Genomic DNA, 24308 nt, shown 5'->3' on the forward strand with positions numbered 1-24308 from the left:
GTTGCAACCTTGGTTGTTGGAGTAGATCGTGCCGATGGACAAGGGATGGCAAAGCCGCAATCGCGAATTTTGCGGCGGGCGGCCTGTGGGATCGATATCACCCGGTTTGAGCTCTTTGCCGACCGTCAACGGACCTCCAATGCGGCAACTCTGCTACCTCCGGATGCGCCTTATTTTTGCATTGTCCATGATGCTCGCTTGTCTGCTTCCGCAGACACCCTGGGCCCTTTCGTTGAAGCCGGGGGATGGCATAAGGGCCCCAGTTTCCCTCAGCGGGCATCTCGCCGTCTTCTATGATTCTTCCGGCGCGCTCACGATCGACGATGTCGTGTCCGGGCGTCCCGACGTCCGGTTCACACCCATCCCTTCGATGCTCACGCAGGGCTATCGAAAAGGGGCGGTCTGGGTCCGCTTCTCCCTGTCTGCCCCCGCGGATTCCGGCCCATGGCTGCTGCAGATTGAGCGGCCGCTGATCGAACAGGCCACGCTATATATTTCCGATGGAGCGGGGCATTTCGCGGTCTCCCCCCCTGGCTATATCGATCCCTGGAACAAGCGCGACGCACGCGCGTATCCAGCTCTCTTTCCTATATTGGGGACCACCGCAGAACGTGAATATTACTTTCGCTTGCAGTCGTCGACTTCCATAACCAGTGCTTTGAATGTTTGGAGTAAAGACGGATTTGAGCAATATATTCGAAATGGAAACTGGCTTATAGGCATATTGATTGGCGCGATTGGCGCAATGATTATTGCAAATTTACTATATGCGCTATGGCTGCGTGACCCAATATATCCTTTATATGCGGTGCTGCTATTTATTTCGGGTCTAATTAGCATATTCCATATGGGGTATGCCTCTGAAATTCTTCATTTCCTGAAACCGCAACAAATTCATCGAAGCTGGGGAGCTATCGTCTGCCTCTACAGTGTGGTCATGGCGTTGTTTCTAGGCCAGCTGTTCGAGTTTCGACGCCACTCGATCTGGGCCTGGCGTATCATTCAAGTCATCGCTCTGCTCAATGGCATCGCTTTGATCTTTGCTCTGATAGGACGGTACGGCGACGTCGGCCTGTTCGTATCGGGGCTGCAGCAACTGTTCTTCATCTACATCGCCTCGGTGGTTCTGTATCTGCTTATCGTCCGCCGGCAATATCAGTACCTCCTGTCGGCGATTGCCTTCGGCAGTGTAGTAGTAGTGCTACTGGTCATGCAGTTGCAGTACACTGGTGCCAATCCGTTGCGGATCGACAGTTCCCTTGCCAGGGTTTTGGCTGTCGGCACCCTGATTCATACGGTGCTCTTGAGCGCGGCGGTGGCAAAGCGCGCCCAACTCGCCGAGCGCAGCTTGAGCGAGGAGAAGGACCGCGCCATCGCTGTATCGCGGCTTGCCGAGCGCGAACTGGCCATCAGGGTGCGCGAGCGGACCGCGGAACTTGCGGAAAGCAACGCCTCGCTCGAGGAAGAGGTGGATCGACGCTACCATCTCGAGACGAAGCTCCGGCAATCGCTCGACTCCGTCAACGACGCCCTGGCTCAGCAACGAGATTTCCTAGCTTTGGTCACGCACGAGTTTCGCGGACCACTGGCCGTCATCGCCACCGCTGTCGACAATCTGGCGCTTTCGGCAGCCGAAAGTTCGGACGACGTTCAAGTGCGCGCGGCCAAGATCCGCAGGACCGTCAACCGGATGTCGATGCTGATCGAGAATGTTCTGGCTGGGGATCGGCTCGACGCCGCAGGGAAGCCGCTTGCGGTAGTCGAGACGTTCGATCTCAACGAGATCCTCCGGGTTGAGCAGGCGGCACTGGATGATGATGCCATCCGTCGTGTCACCTTTATTCCTGGCGATGAGGCGCGCGTGCGTGGTGATCGGTACCTGCTGGAAATCGCGCTCCAGAACCTGATCCAGAATGCCCTGAAATACTCTGCTGCGACCGATCCGGTGGCCGTCCGGCTCTCGATGGATCAAGGCATGGCGCTGGTCAGCGTGATAGACCGAGGTGCCGGCGTTCCGCCCGAGGAGCAAGCCTTCATATTCCTCAAATACTATCGCGCGGCGGGCCAGCGGGTGAAAGGATCGGGTCTGGGGCTATACATTTCGCGGGAGATCGCCCGGCAGCATGGCGGCGAACTAGTCATTGCCGCCAGCGACGTAAATGGATCGACGTTTCGTTTTTCTCTGCCGCTCACGGAACCGGGTCCAATGCCTGTCGATCCTGTCATGGGGTAGCTCCCAGGCGGCGTCGGGTCGGAGAGGTTGATTTCGTCGAGCAGGGTGCCGGCCTTATCGGTCGGCGCACCCTGCCTGGCCGTCGGGTCCGTCCCGATCGGCGCGTATGCGAACCCGTTTGGCGACGGACCCTTCTTGAACCTCCAGCCATTGTTCATCGGCAGCGGCATCTCGGTCGTTCAGCAAGGCGTCGACATCGATGCCATGGCGCTGGAGTTCGCGGTGTGCCTGGCTGGGCAATAGGCCGGCCAGGAACTTCAAGGGAGCGACGGGAAGCTTCAATTCTTCCACGCAAATGCCGTCGACAAATTTCTCGATGACGATGGTGCTCATAGGGAAACGCTCTCTGTCGGTGGGAAATGCACGGCACGGCGCCGCATGGGTCTGACTCTTCGCAACAAGTGGGCCCGACTGCTGAGCCGCGCGACTTCATCGACTAACTAGCAGCGTGCCATGGCGGCTGTCATCAGAGCGCTGGCGCCGGCCAGTGGAGAAGCCGAACTTCGCCTGAAGGTGATCCTCCGATAGTGATGATTGTCTGGCGACAGGACGATCATTCCCAGGAATGCCGGCAATGTGGGTCCCTCATGGATCCAACTTTGGCCCGGAAACGACCACGAACGGCAGATCGTCGGCGCTGTGGCGTGGGGCAAACCCGAAGTGCGCCTGCCTGCCGATTTTGCGGAGTCGGTCGACCTCGGCCTGCGCGAAAATCTGTCTCGAGAATCGCACTAGGCCCCCCATCCAACGAGCCTGGGCCGGCCGATCGTGGGCGGGAAGGAGAACCAGCCAATGATCCGGGCGAAAAGGAGTTTGTCCATTTCGCCCGCGACTTCTTTGGCTCCTGCGACTGGGTCTCCCTCAAGCCAGATGACAGCTTTCCGCAGCATGCTTCGATCCTTCCTTGGAGGGACCCCGCACTGCCAGTGTGGGCTCCTGCGCCTGCTGACTAGCCTCGGAATACGAAGAAGAAAGCCCGCCGTGCGCAATTTGGCATCCGGAAATGATCATCGCTGCGGAGTAGAATTTTCAGTCTGTCGATGGTCTAGGCGCGTGCGAAGCCCCGGATGCGGGAGAATCCCGCCGACGGAGTTTTCACCGCCAAACAACCCGCCAGGCGCGCGTGTTGCCGTCGACGGCTGGGGGGCTGCCGACGGGCTCGGGGCAATTGGGGGAACCGCCGCCCCGGAAATCACAGAAATCGAGACGTGCTACGTCGCCGGGCCTTCCCAGCTCAGCGGCGCCGCCGCGATGACCTGCAGCTTGTTCGACTTGGCGATAGAGGGCTTTTCGTAGGTCTTCTTCATGTCAATTCCTCCGTTTTATTTGTCCGACTAGACGCAGTTCCATACCGACTCACCGGCATGTCGTCATCAAAGGCAATCTGTGCCGGACACGCAGGGCTGTATCGCTGCAATCGACTGAAGAAGCGCGGCGCGGGTGTAAGAAGGCTTTTCGTAGGTCTTTTTCATCTTGGGTCCCCTGATGATTTTCGAATTCCGGGACTTTGTCAGCAATGGATGAGGGGCGCGAGTGACCGACGTCAAAGCTGGCCTGTGGCCGATCCCCGGCATCGCAGGGCGCTAAGGATGGTACAGGCAGCGGCGGGCAAATTCGCGGGCCTGATCGATGACGACCGCATGCAGTTGCTCGAGCGTGAGCGGGCGCGTGTCCGCCGGGAATTCGAACGCAACCTCCATTCGTCCAAGCGCGATAGGAGGCGGTCCGCCCGGTACGCATTCGACGGTCGCGCGAACCGTGACTCCGTCTTCTTCGAGACGTCGGATATTCCAGTGCCATGTGGTCATTGGGAATTTTACTCATCGGAGACATGCAGAACCCGTCGGCCGCTGCGGCAACCGACGGGTCTTGGGCGCGGCCGATCGGGGTGAACGACGGCCCTTCCAGCAATAATTCCAGAGGCGGGGTGAAGTTCCCGCGTTGATGCGGTGCAAACGCAAGTTGTGGGCGAAAAACAGCGGCGCTTGGCTGGCGCCGCCTGCGCATCCTTAGCCAGAGAACGCGCTGACTGGCTGGACCGATGGAAGAGGCGGGGCGGCGACAGACCGCCCCGCCGGCTTTCTAGCGCTTCAAGACGAGATGGGCGTTCTCGTGAGGCAGGCCCTGATCATCCTCGGCCCGCCGCGAGACTTCCACGAAGCCGAGCTTCTCGTAAAACGAGGTGGCCTGCCTATTGGCGGTGTAGACCTCCAGCTGCAATTCGCCCCTCAAGTTCAAGGCGTGCGCCACCAGGGCCCGGCCGATCCCGTGTCCTTGTTGGCCGGGGGCGACGAACAGGCCTCCGATGAAGCCATCGAGCAGGCTGATGAACCCCACTGGCGTCTCGCCGAGGCAGGCGACCCAGGTTTCCGCTTTCGGCAGATATTCGGTTTCGATCAAGGGGCGCTGTTCGCGCAGCCGCGCCTCGCCGATGAATGGGTGCGCGAGCAGGGATGCTTCGAACCAGATGTTCGACAGCGTATCCCGGTCCGTTGCCTCGTCATAGGCGCGGATATTCAATTCCAGAGACGTCATGATTTCTTCCGTAGAGAAGTTTGCATAGAGAAACGGCGCCCGAAAGGGCGCGTGAAACGTCCGCTGCATGCGGCTCAGTTCGGGTCTCTGTGCATTGATCTCCTTCTACTGGCGGCCGTTCTAACGCTGGCACCCCGAGAAGGCAAGGTTGCTGCGAATGCCGCTGGAATCATCGGGTCTGGCAGGTCGCCGGGGGCGCCCCTGGATATCTGGCCTGCAGGCGTTGGTGCCGATGCCGCCAACAAGGCATCGGGCTGGCCATGCCGCGACGGACGCGGTTCCTCGTCGGGCCTCTCCACAGATCGGCATGACGGTCGGGCGGCGGCTCGAGGCAAGCCGGCCACTCCCGTTCGCAAAGCGTGGGTCGGGATCTCAGGCGTCTACTGCGCCGGCGACGGGCTATGGACCGGGATCCAGATCTCGACTTCCCCCGCACCGGTGGCGGCGTCGAAACGATCGTCATAGAGCTCGAAATCCGGGGCGCAGGCGGCCTGATAGCCCGATTCCGGCAAGGCCTTGTTCCAGATCGTATAGACCGTGCTGGAGATGGTGGAGATATGGCCCTTGTGCAGGAACACGAGGTATTGCTGCGCAGGGATGCGGATACCTGTCAGCTCGGCCCTAGCGTCCGGCAATTCCTTCACTTCGACCCCGCACATATAGTCGAAATGGCCGGTATCATCGCCATTGCTGCAGATGCCGTAGGATTTGCGGCCGACCTGCCCGGGAATATTGCCGATATGAGGCATGAACCGCTGCCATAGCGACGGTATGCCCTGGTTGGTCTCAAAGGAGTAGCGGCCGGAAAGGCCCGCGATCCGCAATTCGCGCCCTTGTTCCAGGCGCGGCGCGTCGAGTTCCACGATAAGAGATTCGTCCATCCTGATCGGCTCCAGACATGTGAGATTGTTGAGGTGGCCCTGCGCCCGCACCTGTTCGGGCGTCAGGCCGTACTCGTCGCGGAAGGCACGGGAAAAGGCTTCGTGCGAGCTGTAGGCGGCGTCGAGTGCGACCGTCAGAATGTCGGGAGCGCCTTCGGCCAGGGCACGGGCCGCCTCCGCAAGTCGACGGCGCCGCAGATAGCTCATCACGGTATGCCCGGTCGCGGTTCCAAAGCTGCGCGACAGGTTGAAGCGAGAGACGCCGCTGGCTTCCGCAATGTCGTCCAGCGTGATCGCTTTCGCGAAGTGGCACTCCATGTACCAAAGTGCTTTTCCAACCGGATCCATGTGCCCCCCTTGAACTCCCTACCTATCGTCGATTTGCGGAGGGGCCACTTGATCGCGCTTGCGCGATCGGGAGCGCGTGGAGCCGGGGGCTTGCGCGGAGATATCTGTGCTCAGGAAGCATTCTCGGGATCCTCATGCTTGGATGGGCGCCGCGCCTCGTCCTAGTCTCGTGGCTCCACAGGGTAGGGGAGGGACGGTTGCCAAAGCTTGACATGACGCTCTGGAGGACCGGAGCGGGCGAGATCAATCCCGTTTTCCAGAACTCCACGGGGCCGTTCGCAGAACTCGTTCTCGGGGATCAGGCCGCGCTTACGCAATTCGGGGTCCGGATCGAGCGTCTGCCGCCGGGATCGCAATCTTCCGAGCGCCATTGGCACCAGGCCGAAGATGAACTCGTCTATGTTCTTTCCGGAGAATTGGTGCTTGTCGAAGACGAGGAACAGTTGCTGCGCGCTGGCGAGGCTGCCGCCTGGCCGGCGGGAAAGCCGGTCGCGCATTGCCTGGTCAATCGCTCCGAGGCGGACGCGACCTTCCTGGTCATCGGGACGCGCAGCCCGACCGACATCGTCACCTATCCCGAGCACGGCCTGCGCCTCATCCGGAATGGATCGGAGCGGCGTCACGAACCGATCTCACCGACCGAGCCTTCCTGAAACAGACGGTCCCGAATTCCCCCTCGCTTCTGGTCGCGGCCACGGGCCAGCCTCGCAGTCACACCACCAAAGGAGAGCCGGAAACATCTTCGCGCTCGCAAGCTCTGCTCCCTCTTTCCTATTCGCCGGCGATCCGGTAGGTCAGTTGGGAAAGTGGGGGAAATCATGACGTTCGCCGTTACTCTGATCCTGATCGGCCGGGTTATTCTTGGCCTGTTCTTCATTATTGCGGGCATCCGCAACTTCCTGAATTTTGCCAAGGCCAGCGCCTCCGAAACCAATTACGGCTTCAAGCTGCCGGCGCCGCTGGTGGCGCTGGGCTTCGCCTCGCAGCTGGTCGGCGGCCTTTCCGTCGCGCTTGGCATTCTGCCTGCCTGGGGCGCCGCGCTGCTGATCCTTTTCCTGATCGCCGCCACCGCATTGTTCCATAATTTCGTGCTGTTCCAGGGCGAGGCGCGCAAGCCGCACCTCTATTTCACGCTCGTGAACTGCGCGCTGGTCGGCTACTGCCTGATGGTCATCGGCCTCTCCGTCTGAGGGCTAGGGCTTCCGCATCATTCGGGCGCGCCGGTCCTGGCGCGCCCCGTTTTCATGCAGCCCTATCGTCTCCAGTCTCAGTCGTTCAGTTCGGTATCCGGCATCGAGACGAAGATCAGCACGGTGATGATCGTGATGAAGAAGCGGAAGGCCGATTCGATGCCGTTCCAGGTCTGCGACATCCACATCCCGAACCATTCGCCGCCGATCGACAGGAACGCTACCTGCCAGACCAGGAAGCCGAAGGCGAGACCGCCGATCGCCCACTTCTTCGAGCGATTGAACGCGCGGGCGTCGGCGCCGAGACGTCCGAGCATGGCGAAGGTGCCGATCCAGCACAGGATCGCCGTCAGCGTCTCCGCCGCGATGATCAGAATGTAGAATGCGTGGTGCAGCGTCGGGCTCGTGATGGCGCGATAGTGAATCGTCGCGTTCGGGAAGATCGTGTCCATCAGCAGCACGTGGCGCACGAACTCGAAGTTGGACCCGTAGTCGGTGATGTTGCCGAACGCGACCAGCGTCGCGAAGAAGGCAATCGAAGCGACAAGCGCCGTCTTGCTCAGCCGGGTGATCTGCATTTCGTCTCCTCTTGGTTGCAAAAGCAAAGCGATACGCCGCTTCTTCTACGAAGACGTAAATGCCCTACCGGCAGGCGTGCCTCTTCTTGCTTGTCTGGCTTCTGGCCGGGGTGGAGCTTGCCGTGGCTGCCCTTGGCGGGCGAACTCTAGCGATAGCCGGTTGCGTCGGCGGGTTGGTCGGCTTCCTGCACTCCGACGAGATAGCGCCAGGCATCGGGTCGCGAACCGTCGAGATCGGTGAAGCCATAGACCTGCGCGAGGCCGCCGCTGGAGAGCGATTGGCCGTTCCAGCGGGCGCGGTCCGGGTCGGCGGCAAGCGCGGCGACGGCGCGGCCGACGAAGCGCGGCGTTTCCGAGATCACGAAATGCGGCTGGTCATCGAGCGCGTCGCGCCAGTTCGCCTCGCGGACGCCAAACGCCTCCAGCATCATTTCCGAGCGCAGCCAACCGGGCGTCAGTGACACGGACGTCGCGCCATGGGGCGCCAGGTCCTTGGCATGCGCCCAGGCCATGCGGTTCACAGCCGTCTTGGCAAGGTCGTAGAAGGGCGAGAGCCGGTAATGCGTCGCGTTGTAGTCCGCGGTGCCGTCGGTCACCTCGACGAGCAGGCCGCCGGGTTGGGCGATGAGGAGCGGCAGTGCGAAATGGGCCGTGATCAGATGCGTGTCGATGCCGAGCCGAAGCAGGCGCAGGCCATTGTCCAGCCCGTGCTCCCAGACCGGCTTGTTCCATTCGAAGAGCTTTTCACCACCCCAGATGTCGTTGACGAGGATATCCAGCCGGCCCTCGTCGCGACGGATGCGTTCGACCAGCGCCTGCACCTGCTCCGGTACCAGGTGATCGGTCGGCACGGCGATGCCGCGGCCGCCAAGCGCGCTCACAAGCTCTGCGGTCTCCTCGATCGTCTCGGGCCGCTGATATTCGGACGGCCGGTCGCGCGTCGTGCGTCCACTGACATAGACGGTGGCTCCGGCCGCGCCGAGTTCGGCAGCGATTCCACGGCCAGCGCCCCGCGTTGCGCCGGCGACAAGCGCGACTTTCCCTTTCAACATCCCGATTTCTCCCTATTTCTGGCCTTCAACCGCTGGTCTATCCAATGCCTTCGATATATAAATGATCATTCGTTTATAAAAGGATGTCAATATGGCGCGCACGAAGTCGATGCCTGACGAGACCGTGCTGGAAGCGGCCCTCGCCATCATCCAGCAGCAGGGCCCGGAGGGTCTAACCTTCGAATCGCTCGGCCGCGCGTCTGGGCTGGCGGGGTCGACGCTGGTGCAGCGTTTCGGCAGCAAGGCGGCCTTGAAGCAGGCGGCGCTGCTGCATGCGTGGGATGGGCTCGACGCCCGGACGGCGACGCTTGCCGCCGCCGTGCCGAAGAATCCTGCCGGGGCTATCGCGCTCCTCGTCGGACTGTCCGACTATGGCGAGATCGATGCCTATGCCGAGGGGCTGTTGATCCTGCGCGAGGATCTGCGCGATCCGCAACTGCGGGCGCGCGGTGCCAAATGGAAGGCGGAACTCGCCGGAATACTCGATGCCTGCTTCGCGGAAACGCCGCACGCCCCGGCCGATATCGGCCTGCTGATGGCGGCGCAGTGGCAGGGCTCGCTGCTCTGGTGGAGCTTCGATCCGCAGGGCAGCGTCACCCAGCACGTGCAGCACAGCCTGGTCCGCTTCGTCGCGGTGCTGCTGGCTGCCGAGCCGGGCTCGTCCCGCTGACGATTTCGTTCGAGAAGCGAGTCTACCGCGTGCGAAATCATGGCGCTCCGCGGTGGCCGATGGCAGGTTAGCCCGATCCAACGGGGGTGCCTGATTCCGCAAGGATGGGCGCTAAAAAAGACGGCCGTCGGGGATGCGTCAGGGGCAGGACCGCGTCCGCCGCAGGCCAAGGTAAAGATAGGGAGAGACAAGCATGGCGGAATTGGCGGGCAAGGTGGCGATCGTGACAGGCGGCGCGACCGGCATCGGCTTTGGCGGCGCCCAGGCGCTGGCCGGGGAGGGCGCGACGATTGTGATCTTCGGGCTCGACAAGGCGGCGCTGGACAAGGCGGTCGCAACGCTCGCGGCCTCGGGCGCCACGGCCCATGGCATTGTCGGCGACGTTTCCAGCGACGCCTCGGTATCGGCCATGGTTTCCGAGACCGTCGCAAAATTCGGCCGCATCGACATCATCGTCAACAGCGCCGCCATCCAGCCTTACGGCACGGTCGAGACGATGGGCGAGGCGGAATGGGACCGCGTCCTCGCCGTCAACCTGAAGGGCACCTATCTGACGGCCCACCACGCCATTCCCGTCATGCGGAAGAATGGCGGCGGTACGATCGTCAACATCGCCTCGGTGCAGGGCATCGCCTGCCAGACCAATGTCGCCGCCTATGTCGCCTCGAAGGGCGGCCTTCTGGCGCTGACCCGCGCCATGGCGCTGGATCACGCCAAGGACGGCATCCGTGTCAACGCGGTCTGCCCCGGCTCGATCGACACGCCGATGCTGCGCTTCGCGGCAAGCGAAAATCTCGACGGCAAGACGGAGGATGAGGTGATCGCCTCCTGGGGCGCGGCGCATCCAATCGGCCGCGTCGGCCGCATCGAGGATGTCGGGGCGATGATCGCCTTCCTGGCCGGTCCGCGCGCCGCCTTCTGCACCGGCGGCGAATACAAGGTCGATGGCGGCCTGCTCGCCAAGATCGGCGTCGTCCTGCCGGATTGAGGCGGAACCGCAGACAGAAAAGCCCCCGGCGAAGTTCGTTCGCCGGGGGCTTTTCTATGGGGTGGCGTGAAGCCTACTCGGCGTCGGCGCGCAGGATGCCGAGGCCTTCTTCGGTCAGCACATAGCCGGCGACGCGGGTGCGGACGAGGCCAAGCTCGATCAGCTTCTGCACGGCCTTGCCGTTCAGGCCGACATACGGGCCGGGACGCGCGACGCGAGCCAGCGTCTTCAGCTCGATTTGGGAAAGGTCGGTCTTCGAAACGGCCATGGCACGGTCCTCTCAGTGATTTGCCGCGGACAATAGCGAATAATCCCGGGAAGACTAGCGCCGCGCCGCGAATTGGTGAAGCCCGCCCCGGCGCCGCGAAAAGCGCGATGCCGGGGCGGTGATATGGCTATTCCGCCGCGGCAAGCAGGCCGCGCTTCTTCAGCAGTGCCGAGGGCTCGGGGTCGCGGCCGCGGAAGGCCCGGTAGGCCTCGTCCGGCTTGCGGCGATTGCCGGCCGAATAGACGGATTCCTTGAGCTTGGCGGCAACCGCCGGCGCGAAGATATCGCCCGCTTCCTCGAAGGCGCCGAACCCGTCCGCGTCGAGCACTTCCGACCAGAGATAGGAGTAATAGGCCGAGGAATAGCCGTCGCCGGCGAAGACGTGCTGGAAATGCGGGGAGCGGTGCCGCATGACCATCGCCTGCGGCATGCCGATCTCATCCAGGATCTTCTGCTCGAAGGCGGGTGCGTCGAGCCCCGAAGTATCGTCCAGCAGGTGCAGTTCGAGATCGACCAGCGCCGAGGAGACATATTCGACGGTGGCAAAGCCCTGGTTGAAGGTGCGGCTTGCCATCAGCCGCTCGATGAGGGCCTTGGGCATCGGCTCGCCGGTGCGGTAGTGCAGCGCGAAGCGCTCCAGCACCGAAGGCTGCTCGAACCAGTGCTCGTAGAGCTGCGACGGGAACTCGACGAAATCGCGCGCGACATTGGTGCCGGCGATCATCGGATAGGTCACGTCGGACAGCAGCCCGTGCAGGCCATGGCCGAATTCGTGGAACAGCGTGCGGGCGTCGTCGAAGGAGAGCAGCGTCGGCTGGCCATCGGCCGCCTTGGCGAAGTTCATCACATTGACGATGATGGGCTGGATGGCGCCATTCAGCCTTTCCTGGCCGCGATATTCGCTCATCCAGGCGCCGGAGCGTTTCGACGAACGCGCGAAATAATCGCCGAGGAACAGGCCGACAGGCTTGCCGTCACGGTCCTTCACCTCGAAGACGCGGACGTCCGGGTGATAGACCGGCACGTCGAAGCGCTCGGTGAAGGTGACGCCGAACAGCCGCGTCGCCGTGTCGAAGGCGGCGTCGATGATCCTGTCGAGCTGGAGATAGGGCTTCAGCTGGCTTTCATCGAGATCGAACTCGGCCTTGCGGCGCTTCTCCGAGTAGTAGCGCCAGTCCCAGGCGGCGATGTCGAAATTGCCGCCTTCCGATTGCGCCAGCGCCTGCAGCGCCTCGCGCTCGGTGATCGCCTGGGCGCGGGCGGGCTTCCAGACGGATCGAAGCAGGCCCATCGCCGCTTCCGGCGTCTTGGCCATGGAATCGTCGAGCCGGTAATGCGCGAAGGTCGGGAAGCCGAGCAGCTTGGCCCGCTCGGAGCGCAGCTTCACCGTCTCGGCGATGATGGCGCGGTTGTCGGTCTTGCCGGCCTCGCCGCGCGCGGTCCAGGCGGCAAAGGCCTTTTCGCGCAGGTCGCGCCGGGCGGAAAACTGCAGGAACGGTTCGATCGACGAGCGCGACAGGGTGATGACATGCTTGCCGTCGAGCCCACGGTCTTTGGCCGCCTGCGCCGCCGCGTCGCGCAGGAAATCGGGCAGGCCGGCGAGATCGTCCTCGCCTTCCAGCGTCAGGCTCCAACTCTTCTCGTCGGCGAGAACGTTCTGGCCGAAATTGGTGCCGAGCGTCGCAAGCCGTTCGGCAATGGCGCCGAGACGGGTCTTGGCCTCCGCCGGCAGGCCGGCGCCGGCGCGCATGAAACCGGTGTGATAGCGATCCAGCACCCGCGCCTGTTCGGCGTCGAGGCCGGTCGTGCCTGCCTTGAACAGCGTGTCGATCCGCTCGAACAGCTTGGCGTTCTGGTAGATGCCGTTGCTGTGCCGCGCCAGCACCGGCGCGAGATCGAGCTCGATGGTTTCCAACTCGTCATTGGTATGCGCGCCGGTCAGGTTGAAGAAGACGCTGGCGACGCGGTCGAGCTTGCGGCCGGCGCGCTCCATCGCGGCGATCGTGTTGTCGAAGCTGGGCGGCTCGGCATTGTCCGCGATATCAGCGATCTCGGCCTCATGCTCCGCGATCGCCGCCTGGAAGGCGGGCGTGTAATGGGCGGGTTCGATGGAGGCGAAGGGCGGGACGCCGAACGGCGTATTCCAGGGCGCGAGAAGCGGATTTTCGGCAGTCATGCGGTCCTCGGTGAGATTGAGCTGGCCCAGACATGGAGCCATCGGCCGCGCGGTTCAAGCTTAATGCCGGCTGCATTCCTCTCTATAGGAGAGAGATCAACCTTCTGTCCGATTCGAGTTTCGCCATGTCTGCCTCCGCTCCGCTCCGTCCCCGTATGCTCGTGATCGGCGATGTCATGACCGACGTCATCGTGCGACCGGACGGTCCGCTGGTGGTGGGCTCCGACCGGCGCGCCAAGATCGGCCTCTATCCGGGCGGCTCGGGCTGCAACCAGGCGGCCTGGCTGGCGCATTTCGGCATTCCGGTCGCCTTTGCCGGCCGGGTCGGCCGCCGCGATCTGGCCGAGCAGGAACAGGCGCTGCGCGATGCCGGCGTGGTGCCGGTGCTCTCGGCTGATGACGAGCGCACGACGGGCATGCTGATCGTCCTTCTCTCCGAGGGCGGCGAGCGCAGTTTCCTGACCGACCGCGGCGCCAATGACGGGCTTTCGGCAGAGGACCTGCCCTTCTCGATGCTGAACGAAATCGACCTAGTGCATGTCTCCGGCTATTCCCTGTTCACGCCCGGCCCGCGCGAGGCGGTGATGGCCATGATGGCGGTGGCGCGGGCGCGCGGCATCACGGTCACCGTCGACCCGGCCTCGGTCGGCTTCCTGGAGGAGGTCGGCCCGTCGAATTTCCTGGGATGGACCAGTGACGCCTCGATCATCTTCCCCAATGCCGAGGAAGCCGCGTGCCTGACGGGCACCCGCAACGCCGCGGAGCAGATCCGCTTCCTGACAGCGCGCTATGACCTCGCCGTCATCAAGCGTGGCGCCGAGGGCGCGGAGGCCGCCAATCTGTCGGTTCGCCTCAAGGCGGCGGCGCCCAAGGTCGAGGTCGCCGACACCACGGGAGCGGGCGACGCGTTCCTCGCCGGCTTCCTGGCAGCGCATCTGGCCGGCAAGGGCGTCGACGTCTGCCTCGAGCGCGGCGTCAAAGCCGGCGCCGAGGCGACGACGGTCTTTGGTGGCCGCCCGAAGCATGGTAACCCACTGCCGCGCGTCTGGGGCGAGGTCTAGCCAGGGCCGACGGATTCGACGTGGCAGAAGCGCCTTTCACCTCTCCCACAGGGAGAGGTCGGAGCGAAGCTCTGGGTGAGGGGATACGATCTCACCGGTGAGGCCTCAACCCCTCACCCGCCGCACTGCGTGCGTCGACCTCTCCCCGTGGGAGAGGTGGCAGCCATACTCCATCCAGAAGCCTATCTCCCGACGTAGCTCGCCGCCCCGTCCGCCAGCGCCACCTCGATGATCTGCAGGCCCTTGTCGCTCAGGCGCGAGGGAAAGCGCTCCGGCAGTCGGGCTTCGTGCGGCGGGATCACGCGGTTCCAGTCGCCGCTGGCGGCCTCGACGATGTCGTGCAGCGCCAGCACCATGTTGGTCTGGCTGCCGACGCCCATGCCTACCGGGCGGTAGTACGGATCGTCCGGCGTGCCGCCATGCAGGTTTTCCATCCGGTAGACGAGATCGCCGGTGATCACCCAGCTGTCTTCGCTGTCGCGCCGGCCGTCATTGCGGATGACGACATATTGCGAACCGGCCGTATGCGTGTCCGAGGCCAGACGCAGGTCGATGCCGGGGAATACATCCTCCATGTCGCCGCTGATCGAGACGAGCCGGCCGTCGCGCGCCAGCTCGACGCAGCGGATGATGTCGCCGGGATCAGCCGCCTTCATCAGCCAGCGGAAGCGCCGGTCCAGCGACATCGCCCAGATCCAGCGCGAGAGTTCCCGCTCCTGGATGTAGAACTTCGCATTCGGGAACAGCGTCAGCCCGCCCATATGGTCGAAATGGGCATGGGTGATGATGACGTCGGTGATCTCTTCCGGCTTCACGCCGATCTCGGCCATCACGACATGCGGCGGCTGCCAGTTCACGACGCCGGAATTGTCGGCGAGCACCTTGCCATAGGCGGCGTTGTCATGGCCGCAATCGATCAGGATCGTGTGCTGGTCGCTCTTCAGCAGCGTGTAGCCATAGGGCAGCTTGCAGGTGCCCTTGTTGTGCTCGCCATGCACCAGCGCGCTGAGCGGCATCTCGGGAATATAGGCGTATTCCAGAACCCAGATAGAATAAGTGGCCATGTTCCCCCCCCGGAAGCCTAGAGCGCCAGCCGCCCGGCCTGCCGGTGTTCGGCGCAGCAGGACTGGCTGAAATCGACGAGATCGAAGCCGGGCAGGGCGCGCGAGGCATGGCCCAGCTCCTGCCAGGCGCTGGTCAGTCTTTGCGTCGGCGCGGTGACGGCCTCCCTGTCGGCCGGCGCGATGCGCAGCAGGGCGAGCGTTCCCGCCAGCTTCTCGACTGCGGCCTTGAGATGCAAATGGTGATGCCTGGCCAGCGCCGAGCGCGGCGTCAGACGAAGCGTGGCATCACGGGCGGAATCGAAGAGATCGGCGGCGACGGCGAGCATGGGATGATGCGGCCCGGCGGAACGGGCACCAGTGGCGGCAAGCAGCAGCAGGCCGGCAAGCTGGGCCGCGACCTGGCGCAGATCCTCGAAGCAGCTTTCCGCCGCCTCGATATAGGCGAGCGTCGCGTCATCAAGCCCGCCTGGGGGCTCGCAGCGAAACGCCTCGGATCCGAACCGGTTGGTCATGCCCTCTCCCGCCGAACCGCTCCCCCATGGCCGGCGGGGCAGCATGGTCGAACGGGCGCATCGGCTCAAGACCGGCAGGAAAATTCGCCTCCGCGCATCCGGCGGGATAAGTCCCGGGGACGCGCGGAGGCGGGTGTCGTGGGCGCTTATTCGCCGTAGGGAACCCAGATGTTCTTGACCTGGGTGGCGCGGCGCAGGAACTCGCGGCCCTGGCCGGAAGCCTCGTTCCAGCGGCGCGGAACGCCCTGGTTGGCCCAGACCGGCTTCAGGTTTCCGGCCGAAGCCTTCTCCACCATGGCGCTGCCGGCCTTGGAGCCGAAATACCAGAGCGCGGCGACATCGTCGTGCTCGGCCAAGGTCTTGGCGAGCACGTCGCGCTCACCCGTGACGATGTTGACCACGCCAGCCGGGACGTCGGAGGTGTCGAGGATCTGGTAAAAGTCCGTCGCCGCCAGCGGATGGCTGGAGGACGGCACGACGATGACCCGGTTGCCCATGGATATCGCCGGCATCACCAGCGAGACGAAGCCCAGCAGCGGCGCCTCGTCGGGGCAGAGAATGCCCATATTGCCAAAGGCTTCGTTCATGGCGAGCGTGACGTTGCGCGACTTGGTCGCATGCACCGCGCCGTCGAACTTGTCGGCCTGCGCCGCGTACCAGAAGGTCCGCCGGATCGAGACCGCAACCTCTTCCGCCGCCGCCTTGGCCGAAACGCCGGTCATCGCGACGATGCGCTCCTCGAACTCCTTCGCACGGGACGAGAGGTTTTCCGCGACGTAGTAAAGCACCTGCGCGCGGTTATGCGCCGTGGCGCCGCCCCACGATCCGGCCTTGCCGGCCGCTTCCACGGCGTTGCGGATATCCTTGCGGTTGCCGAGGCCGGCCTGGCTGATCGGCTGACCCTTGGGGCCGAGCACCGTGTAGGAATAGCCGGAGTCGGGACGAGCCTGCTTGCCGCCGACATAGAGCTTGGCGGTGCGGTCGATCGACGGCAGGCCCGAGATCTCTTCGTCCGCGACCGGTAGCGCCGACAGCTTGGCGGCGATTTTCTCGTCTGCCTTCAAGGGCTTGTCGATCACCGGCTTCAGATATTCGGCCATGCCCTCGCGCCCGCCTTCGCGGCCATAGCCGCTCTCGCGATAGCCGCCAAAGCCGGCGGCGGCGTCGAACATGTTGGTCGAATTGATCCAGATCACGCCGGCCTTCAGCTTGGCGGCGACGTCCAGGGTCAGGTTGATGTTCTCCGACCAGACCGACGCGGCCAGGCCGAAGCGGCTGTTGTTGGCGATCGCCACCGCTTCATCCGGCGTGCGGAAAGTCATCGCCGCCAGAACCGGTCCGAAGATCTCGACCTCGGCGATGGTGGAGGCCGGCGCAACATTGGTGAACAGCGACGGCGGGAAGAAACAGCCCTTGCTTGGTAACCCCTTGTTAGCCTGGAAGAGCGTTGCACCCTCGGCTTCGCCCTTGGCGACCAGTTCCTTGATCCGCTTCAGCTGGACCGGGTCGACGATCGCGCCCATGTCGATCGACTTGTCGAGCGGATCGCCGACGCGCAGGCTCGCCATCCGGGTGCGCAGCTTGGCATAGACCGCTTCGGCGACGCCTTCCTGCACCAGCAGGCGGGAGCCGGCGCAGCAGACCTGGCCCTGGTTGAACCAGATCGCATCGACGACACCCTCGACCGCGCCGTCGAGGTCGGCGTCGTCGAACACGATGAAGGGCGACTTGCCGCCGAGCTCGAGCGACAGCTTCTTGCCGGAGCCTGCCGTCTTCTCGCGGATGATGCGGCCGACCTCGGTCGAGCCGGTGAAGGCGATCTTGTCGACATCGGGGTGCTCGACGATGGCATTGCCGGTCACGCCGTCGCCGGTGACGATGTTGACGACGCCGGCCGGCAGGCCGACCTCGCGGCAGATCTCGGCAAAGGCGAGCGCGGTCAGCGGCGTGTATTCAGCCGGCTTCAGCACCACCGTGTTGCCGGCGGCGAGCGCCGGGGCAATCTTCCAGGCCAGCATCAGCAGCGGGAAGTTCCACGGGATGATCTGGCCGCAGACGCCGACCGGGCCTTCGCCGGGGAACTCGCTCTCGATCAGTTCGGCCCAACCGGCGTGATGGTAGAAGTGGCGGGCGACGAGCGGAATGTCGATGTCGCGCGTCTCGCGGATCGGCTTGCCATTGTCCATCGTCTCCAGCACGGAGAGGAAGCGCTCGCGCTTCTGGATGTGGCGGGCGATGGCGTAGAGATAGACGGCGCGCTCATGGCCCGACAGCGCCGACCACGACTTGAACGCCTTGCGCGCAGCCTTGACGGCCTTGTCGACGTCGGCGGCGCTGCCCTGGGCGACCTGAGCGAGCTCGGTCTCATAGGCCGGGTTGAACACGGGGAAGCGTTCGCCGGTCGAAGGGGCGACGAACTTGCCGTCGATGAAATGGTTGAAGCCGTCCTTGTGCTGGTCGAGCCAGCCGACGACGGGTTCGTTTACTTCCGGAGCGGGGCCGTAATCCATGCTCACGAGGATGTCCTTGACGAGTGCCATGTTCGTTCCCCTCAGGCGAGCGCGTGACGGATGGTGGAGGAATAGCGGCCGGTAACGAAATGCTCGATCTGCCGTTCGATGTCGGCAAGCAGCGAGCTGGCGCCAATGCGGAAAAGTTCAGGCTCGAGCCAGGCATTGCCGAGCTCTTCCTTCATCAGGATCAGCCAGGACATCGCGTCCTTGGCGGTCTTGAGGCCGCCGGCCGGCTTGAAGCCGATCTTGAAGCCGGTCAGCGCCTCGTAGTCGCGGATGGCGCGGCACATCACCAGGCTCACCGGCAGCGTCGCGTTGACGTCTTCCTTGCCGGTCGAGGTCTTGATGAAGTCGGCGCCGGCCTGCATGGCCACCATCGACGCCTTGTAGACATTGCGCAGCGTCTTCAGATCGCCGGTGGCGAGGATCGCCTTCAGATGCGCCTCGCCGCAGGCTTCGCGCATGGCGGCGACTTCGTCGTACAGCGCCTGCCAGTCGGCGTTCAGCACATGGGCGCGGGTGATGACGATGTCGATCTCATGCGCGCCTTCGCCGACCGCGTAGTGGATCTCTTCCAGCCGCTGCTTGAGCGGCGTCAGGCCGGCCGGAAAGCCGGTGGCGACCGAGGCGACGGGAATGCCCGAGCCTTCCAGCGCCTTGACGGCGGGGGCGACCATGGTCGGATAGACGCAGACCGCGCCGACCTTGGGCGGGTTCGCCTGGAGGCCGAGCGCCTCGACCAGATCCTCGCGGAACGGCCGGCGCGCCTTCATGCAGAGGCGGTGGACACGGCCGGGCGTATCGTCGCCGGCCAACGTCGTCAGGTCCATCAGCGTCACGGCCTTTACCAGCCAGGCAGCCTGATATTCCTTCTTCACCGTCCGCCGGGTCGGCAGCGTCGCGGCGCGACGCTCCGCGGCGGAGGTGTTGACCTGGGCGCCGTCGAACCATTCGACCTGCAACGGCGTGCCGTCATTGCGCTTCAGGGCATTGGATAGCGGCGGAGTCTTGCGCTCCGTGGAGCCGTCAGCCGGCATGGGTTTTCTCCCGGTCTTCGGAAAGGGCTGTTTCGTGGATGGCGTGGTCCGACAGGGCGTAAAGAGCGGTCGCCTCATCGGTAACGAGAACGTTGACGTAGCGCGCCTTGAGGGCGGCGAGGACGACGGCGTGCTTGGCCTTGCCGGAAGCGACGCCGATCGAATGGGTCTTGTCGCGCAACCGCTCCGGCGCGAGGCCGATGGTGCGGGCGTCGAGCGCCGGGTCGGCGATGGCGCCGTTGGCGTCGATGAAGCGGCCGAGCACGTCGCCGACGGCATGGTTGGCGGCGAGGCCGTCGACCTCTTCGGTGGACAGGTAGCCGGATTCGACATGGACGGAGCCGGCCATGCCGCCGAGCCCGAAGCAGGCGACCGGGGCTTCGGCGGCCAGGGTCAGCACGCTTTCGATCACCGGATCGGCCTCGATGACGGTGCGCGTCTCGGCACGGCCGACGATGGCCGGCACCGGCAGCAGCGTCGCGGTGCCATTGCCCGCCTCGGCGAAGCGCTCCGCGACGGTGTTGGTCTTCAGCGTCGCGGATTTGAGGTTGGTGGCGCCGTTCATCAGCACGACGCGGACGCCATCGTTCCAGCCGGGCGCCAGCCAGTGCGCGACGGAGGCCATGGTCCGGCCCCAGGAAACGCCGACCAGCCCGGGGCGCGGGCTGAGGCTTGCCAGATATTGCCCGGCCGCCTGCGCCACCGCGTCCTGCGCCACGTCGCCATCGCCCATCGAGGGCACGATGATCGCCTCGCGCAGGCCAAAGGCTTTCTGCATCCGGGATTCGAGCGCCGGCAGGCGCTGGGCGCGCGGCACGATGGCAATGCGGACGATGCCGGTTTCGCGGGCATCGCGCAGCAGCCGGCTCACCTGCCAGCGGGTCAGGCCGACTTCCTCGGCGATCTCGCTCTGCGTCCGCTCCAGGTCGTAATAGAGCTTCGCGACCTGCACCATGCGGTGCTCGCGCTGCTCGTCACGGCTCGGGGGGGCGGGGGTAGCGATGCTCGGCATGACTTTCACAAATGTGAGGCGCGATCACTTATGTGAAATGGATAGGCTTTCGCCGCGGAGGAGTCAAGGCGCATGCGGGGGTGAGAGGCGTGGGGAGGCCGTGTGGGCAGGCATGGCGAGGGAGGCCGACGCGTGGGGGAGGGCGTGACGGCGCGGAGGGGGTGTGGGGGTGGAGGCAGGGAAAGCATGCGTGGCTGGGCGCAGGGGGCGCCTTTGGCTGGAGTATCCCGACGCGACTTGGCTAATGCGGGTCGACGCCAGCCCCACCCTCGTCGTCTTCCCGGGCAAAGACCCGGGATCCATTCAGCCGAGGTTCTGGGAGGTTCGCGCGGCGAGAACCCGGCTGCATGGATCCCTGCTTTCGCAGGGATGACGGGGAGGGGTTGGAAGCGTTGAGCCAGTCCAGCCATCGCCGCGAAGACAGGAAGCGGTCGTCGTCGCGAAGACCGGAAGCGGACAGAAAGCGGACGCTTCCGGCTCCCCAGCCTGTCCGCAATACGCCCTGCCTCACCCCACGCTCGCCGTCATCCCGGGCGAAGACCCGGGATCCATTCAGCAAAGGTTTTGGGAGGTTTGCGCGGGGAAAATCCGGCTGGATGGGTCCTCGCTTTCGCGAGGATGACGGCGAGTGTGGGGGAGCGGGGAGGCTAGGCTGGACGACCTGCCATTCCTAGCGACGGCGCGGCGATCTGCTCGCACCCTGTTCGAACTGCCGCCCCCCATTATCTGTTCGCACGACGAACCCGACGCCAGCCCCACGCTCGCCGTCATCCCGGGCGAAGACCCGGGACCCATTCAGCGGAGGTGGGAGGTTCGCGCGGGGAAAACCTGGCTGGATGGGTCCTCGCTTTCGCGAGGATGACGGCGAGTGTGGGGGAGCGGAGAGGCTAGACCTGGAACACGCAGCGCCCAACGTCTCGACAGCGCATGGCGCATGGAGCATGGAGCTCTCGAACCATCCAGGGACCCTCACCCCACGCCTCTCCCGCAGGCCGGAGTGGCTTGGCTGCGATGACGGCTCGCGCTCTTCCGTCGATGAAGAGAGCCGGCCGCAACCTCGCTCGCTCGCGGGAGAGGGCAGGGTGAGGGACTTGCAGGCCTCCGAGCCTTACGCCCGCGCGGCCGCGCCTTCGACGATGACCTGGAAGTAGAGGTCGAGGAAGCGCGGGCCGTCGACGGCGGTGCAGATCTTCTGGTCCGGCAGGCCGTCCCAGGGCGTCGGCGGGAAAGAGCGCAGCGCAGACTTCTGGATCGTCTGGCCGATCGCGATGCCCTCGGTCACCACCTTGATCGGGCCGGCGCGGGTGGTGAACAGGCTCGGATCGAGCAGGTAGGCGACGGCCGAGGAGTCATGCACGAAGATGCCGTCGATCCCGGTCGCGCGGCGGTAGAAGTCCTCGTAGAAGCGCGAGATGTCCCAGAAGAACTGGCCGGCCTTGCCGCCCTTTTCGCGCAGTTCCTGCATGTAGGCGGTGGTCATCACGCATTCCTGCGTGACGTCGAGGCCGACGGCGACGACCGGCCATGGGGCGGCGAACATCTCGTCGGCAGCGTGCGGGTCGCCGATGATGTTGGCTTCGGCCACTGGCGTCACATTGCCGGAATGGCCGTAGAAGCCGAACGCGCCGCCCATGATGACGACTTCCTTGACCAGTTCGGCGATGCCGGGATCTTCGCGGAGCGCCAGCGCCAGGTTGGTCATGCGGCCGACGGCGACGATGACGATCTCGTGCGGGTGCTTGCGCACCATGTCGATGATGAAGCGATGCGCCGGCAGTTCATGCTCCTGGACCGAAAGCGTCTCGGGAACCGGCACTTCGCCGAGGCCATTGCGGCCGTGCACGAAATGCGGCTCCTCGACCATCGGCACCACCAGCGGCTTGCCCGCGCCGCGCGCGACCGGAGCGGCGATGTCGAACAGCTGCTTCAGATAGAGGGCGTTGTGCGTCGTCGTGTCGATCGAGGCGTTGCCGAGCACGGTGGTGATACCGACGAGGTCGATCTGCGGCGCATATTCCAGGAACAGCAACGCCATGGCGTCGTCGATGCCGGGGTCCGTGTCGTAGATCACCTTGATGGGGGCGGCGCTCTGGCTTGTCATTCTGGGTCCTGATCGTTCTGGCGGGCCGGCAAGTCGACCCGTTCTTCTATCCCGCGCGGCATTCGATCCGCGCCGAGGGGCGGCCAAGATCGGACAGATTGGCGGGCATGAACAGGGGGGCGCGGTCTCCGCCGCTCGCTTTCGGCTTCGACCAAACCGTTGCGCGCACGGTCAAAACGATCCCGCGATGATGCGTACTCGTTGATTTCGATCAAATTGATCAATCGCGCCCATGGCCGTTTGCCGGCTTGCGTGCAAAATGCCCGTCTGAATAATGACCGGCAGAGCAGGAATCGTGATCAAGATGATCAAATCGCAACGCGAACAGCGCATTCTCGACATTCTGGCCCAGGCGGGCGAGGAGGTCTCCGTGCTGGAAATCGCGCAGCGCCTTGGCCGGGTTTCCGGCGTGACGATCCGGCGCGACATCGTCCGGCTGGCGGAAGAGGGCCGCGTCGAGCGCACCCATGGCGGCGCGTTGCTACCGACGACCTCCCCGCAGGACGCGGAGGCGCCGACGCCGCGTGAAAACGCGCTGCAGGACGAGATCGAGGGCGTCGATGCCATCGTGCTGCCGCCGATCGGCGGGCGCGGGGCGGATACGCTGCGTATGCTGGCCAAGCGCCGGCGCATCCCGTTCCTGGCCGAATCCTCGCCGCAGGAAGGCGGCGTCTATCTCGGCCCCGACAATTTCACCGCCGGCCGCGAACTGGGCCGCGCCGCCGGGCGCATGATGACCGGCGCGGTTGCCGAGGCCCGCGTTCTGCTGGTCTCGCTGGAGACGCTGCCCAACACGCGCGCCCGCTGCGACGGCTTCATCAAGGGCTTTGGCGAGACGTTTCGTGGGCTCGTGCGGCCATGGCGCGTCGACGGCCAGGGCAGCTTTCGCATCGCCTTGCGCGCCAGCCTCGACGCCTTTGCCGCCTATCCGGATATCAACGTGATCTTCGGCGTCAACGACCATTCGGTGCTGGCGGCGATCGAGGCATCGGACCGGGCCGGCGTCGCCGAGGTCAGCGCCTTTTCCGTCGGCGGCGAGGGCGGGGCGCTGTTCGATGCGCTGGCCTCGCGCGGCAAGCTCAAGGCGACCTGCGCGCTGTTCCCGGAAATTGTCGGCATCCGCGCCGTCGAGACGCTGGCGAGCGCGCTGCATGGCAGCGCCATGCCGGACGAGATCCGCACGCCGCATGTCGTCGTCACGCCCGACACGCTCGACCGCTATTATCGCAAATCCGGCGCAGGCTGGGGCCTGGCGCCGGAAGCCGAGGCGTCGATCCTGGGCGCGGCCGAGCGTCCGGCCTTCGTGCGTTCGGTCGGGCCGCGCCGCGCCATCGGCTTCGTGCCGCATTATCCCGCGCATGACTGGTATCGCAACATGGCCCGCGCCATGCGCGAGCGGGCCGAGGCGCTCGGCTTCGAGCTGAAGATCGCCGCCCCGCAATCCGGCATTGCCCGCGAGATAGCCGCGATCCGCCGCCTGATCGCCAAGAGCGCCGCCCGGCTGGTGCGCGACGGCGACACCATCCTGATCAACAGCGGCATCCTCTCGACGCTGCTGGCCGACGAACTGATGGGCCGCACAGGCATCACCATCGTCACCAACGCCGTGGACGTCATGGAGCGGCTTTCCGGCCGTCCGGGCCTGAAGCTGATCATGACCAGCGGCGAATACCAGCTGAAGGATCGCTGCCTGGTCGGGCCCAGCCTGGGTGCGCTGTTCGAGACCATGCGGGTCGATCGCGCCTTTCTCTCGGTCGACGGCATCTCGCCGCATTTCGGCGCTTCGGCGACGGACGAGCGGCTGGCGCTGGCGGCCAAGCGCTTCGTCGACGCCTCGCGCGAGGTCGTCGTCATGGCGGACCATTCGCTGGTCGGCGTCGAGGCCAGCCACCGCATCGTGGCGCTCGGCGCGATCGACGACCTGATCACGGATTCCGCCTCGCTGCCGGCGGATCGGCTCGCCTTTGCCTCGATGGGCACGCGCATCACGCTTGCCGACGAGGAGCCGGAGGAGATGGCGGCGCCACGGACGCACAGGCCGGCGGACAGACGGAAGGCCTGAACGGCCGCACGCTTGCAGAAACTGAAG

The 24308-nt window shown here is 64.9% G+C and carries 21 protein-coding genes; 7 read left to right on the plus strand and 14 right to left on the minus strand.

Translation table 11 applies throughout. The features are described from left to right. Positions 1-34: 34 nt before the first annotated feature. Positions 35-2233, plus strand: coding sequence for a sensor histidine kinase (locus ABIE08_RS19075; protein WP_354553617.1), 2199 nt, complete (start codon positions 35-37; stop codon positions 2231-2233). A gap of 54 nt (positions 2234-2287) precedes the next feature. Here ABIE08_RS19075 and ABIE08_RS19080 read toward each other — a convergent pair whose 3' ends face one another. The 4 genes from ABIE08_RS19080 to ABIE08_RS19095 all read right to left on the minus strand — a co-directional run bounded on the left by ABIE08_RS19080 (position 2288) and on the right by ABIE08_RS19095 (position 5997). Then, positions 2288-2566 (minus strand): hypothetical protein, encoded by a 279-nt coding sequence (locus ABIE08_RS19080; RefSeq protein WP_354553420.1) that lies wholly within the window; start codon positions 2564-2566, stop codon positions 2288-2290. Positions 2567-3816: 1250 nt separating this feature from the next. Continuing rightward, on the minus strand, positions 3817-4041 hold the full coding sequence (locus ABIE08_RS19085; RefSeq protein WP_354553421.1) for a hypothetical protein: 225 nt from the start codon (positions 4039-4041) through the stop codon (positions 3817-3819). Positions 4042-4315: 274 nt separating this feature from the next. Then, complete coding sequence (locus tag ABIE08_RS19090; protein WP_354553422.1) at positions 4316-4768, minus strand: GNAT family N-acetyltransferase; 453 nt, start codon at positions 4766-4768, stop codon at positions 4316-4318. Between the two features lie 380 nt (positions 4769-5148). Next, entirely contained in the window at positions 5149-5997 is an 849-nt protein-coding gene (locus ABIE08_RS19095) for an AraC family transcriptional regulator (protein ID WP_354553423.1), read from the minus strand. A 134-nt stretch (positions 5998-6131) separates the two neighbouring features. Here ABIE08_RS19095 and ABIE08_RS19100 point away from each other — a divergent pair, with 134 nt between their 5' ends. Continuing rightward, the gene (locus ABIE08_RS19100; protein ID WP_354553424.1) at positions 6132-6650 is read left to right on the plus strand and encodes a cupin domain-containing protein; all 519 of its coding nucleotides are present in this window, start codon (positions 6132-6134) and stop codon (positions 6648-6650) included. Between the two features lie 165 nt (positions 6651-6815). Beyond that, the gene (locus ABIE08_RS19105) at positions 6816-7187 is read left to right on the plus strand and encodes a DoxX family protein (protein ID WP_354553425.1); all 372 of its coding nucleotides are present in this window, start codon (positions 6816-6818) and stop codon (positions 7185-7187) included. Between the two features lie 77 nt (positions 7188-7264). On the opposite strand, the gene ABIE08_RS19110 is transcribed toward ABIE08_RS19105, so the two are convergent. Together ABIE08_RS19110 and ABIE08_RS19115 are read right to left on the minus strand one after the other, a co-directional pair. Continuing rightward, positions 7265-7765, minus strand: a complete 501-nt coding sequence (locus ABIE08_RS19110) for a DUF2165 family protein (RefSeq protein WP_354553426.1) — start codon at positions 7763-7765, stop codon at positions 7265-7267. 146 nt (positions 7766-7911) lie between these two features. Further along, positions 7912-8817: an SDR family oxidoreductase gene (locus ABIE08_RS19115; protein ID WP_354553427.1), complete on the minus strand. Its 906-nt coding sequence runs from the start codon at positions 8815-8817 to the stop codon at positions 7912-7914. 91 nt (positions 8818-8908) lie between these two features. On the opposite strand from ABIE08_RS19115, the gene ABIE08_RS19120 reads away from it, so the two are divergent. After that, positions 8909-9487, plus strand: coding sequence for a TetR/AcrR family transcriptional regulator (locus tag ABIE08_RS19120; RefSeq protein WP_354553428.1), 579 nt, complete (start codon positions 8909-8911; stop codon positions 9485-9487). Between the two features lie 193 nt (positions 9488-9680). Next, positions 9681-10475: an SDR family NAD(P)-dependent oxidoreductase gene (locus ABIE08_RS19125; RefSeq protein ID WP_354553429.1), complete on the plus strand. Its 795-nt coding sequence runs from the start codon at positions 9681-9683 to the stop codon at positions 10473-10475. 73 nt (positions 10476-10548) lie between these two features. Here the strand turns inward: ABIE08_RS19125 and ABIE08_RS19130 are convergent, their stop codons facing one another. Then, positions 10549-10743, minus strand: a complete 195-nt coding sequence (locus ABIE08_RS19130) for a hypothetical protein (protein ID WP_354553430.1) — start codon at positions 10741-10743, stop codon at positions 10549-10551. Positions 10744-10870: 127 nt separating this feature from the next. After that, complete coding sequence (locus ABIE08_RS19135; protein WP_354553431.1) at positions 10871-12919, minus strand: M3 family metallopeptidase; 2049 nt, start codon at positions 12917-12919, stop codon at positions 10871-10873. A 125-nt stretch (positions 12920-13044) separates the two neighbouring features. Here ABIE08_RS19135 and ABIE08_RS19140 point away from each other — a divergent pair, with 125 nt between their 5' ends. Further along, complete coding sequence (locus ABIE08_RS19140; RefSeq protein WP_354553432.1) at positions 13045-13980, plus strand: carbohydrate kinase family protein; 936 nt, start codon at positions 13045-13047, stop codon at positions 13978-13980. Between the two features lie 182 nt (positions 13981-14162). Here the strand turns inward: ABIE08_RS19140 and ABIE08_RS19145 are convergent, their stop codons facing one another. From ABIE08_RS19145 to ABIE08_RS19170, 6 genes are all read right to left on the minus strand, one after another. Beyond that, entirely contained in the window at positions 14163-15044 is an 882-nt protein-coding gene (locus ABIE08_RS19145) for an N-acyl homoserine lactonase family protein (protein WP_354553433.1), read from the minus strand. A 17-nt stretch (positions 15045-15061) separates the two neighbouring features. After that, entirely contained in the window at positions 15062-15556 is a 495-nt protein-coding gene (locus tag ABIE08_RS19150) for a hypothetical protein (RefSeq protein WP_354553434.1), read from the minus strand. 146 nt (positions 15557-15702) lie between these two features. Continuing rightward, entirely contained in the window at positions 15703-18096 is a 2394-nt protein-coding gene (locus ABIE08_RS19155; RefSeq protein ID WP_354553435.1) for an aldehyde dehydrogenase family protein, read from the minus strand. 11 nt (positions 18097-18107) lie between these two features. Further along, entirely contained in the window at positions 18108-19106 is a 999-nt protein-coding gene (gene deoC, locus ABIE08_RS19160; protein ID WP_266334107.1) for a deoxyribose-phosphate aldolase, read from the minus strand. Then, positions 19096-20118, minus strand: a complete 1023-nt coding sequence (locus ABIE08_RS19165; RefSeq protein WP_354553436.1) for a sugar-binding transcriptional regulator — start codon at positions 20116-20118, stop codon at positions 19096-19098. Before ABIE08_RS19165 ends, deoC begins: the two co-directional genes overlap by 11 nt. A gap of 1108 nt (positions 20119-21226) precedes the next feature. Further along, complete coding sequence (locus tag ABIE08_RS19170; RefSeq protein ID WP_354553437.1) at positions 21227-22219, minus strand: nucleoside hydrolase; 993 nt, start codon at positions 22217-22219, stop codon at positions 21227-21229. A gap of 304 nt (positions 22220-22523) precedes the next feature. Between ABIE08_RS19170 and ABIE08_RS19175 the strand changes: the two genes are divergently transcribed. Further along, the gene (locus ABIE08_RS19175; protein ID WP_354553438.1) at positions 22524-24281 is read left to right on the plus strand and encodes a substrate-binding domain-containing protein; all 1758 of its coding nucleotides are present in this window, start codon (positions 22524-22526) and stop codon (positions 24279-24281) included. The last annotated feature ends 27 nt before the right edge of the window (positions 24282-24308 follow it).

The sequence above is a fragment of the Kaistia defluvii genome, from assembly GCF_040548815.1.
GTDB lineage: Bacteria > Pseudomonadota > Alphaproteobacteria > Rhizobiales > Kaistiaceae > Kaistia > Kaistia defluvii_A.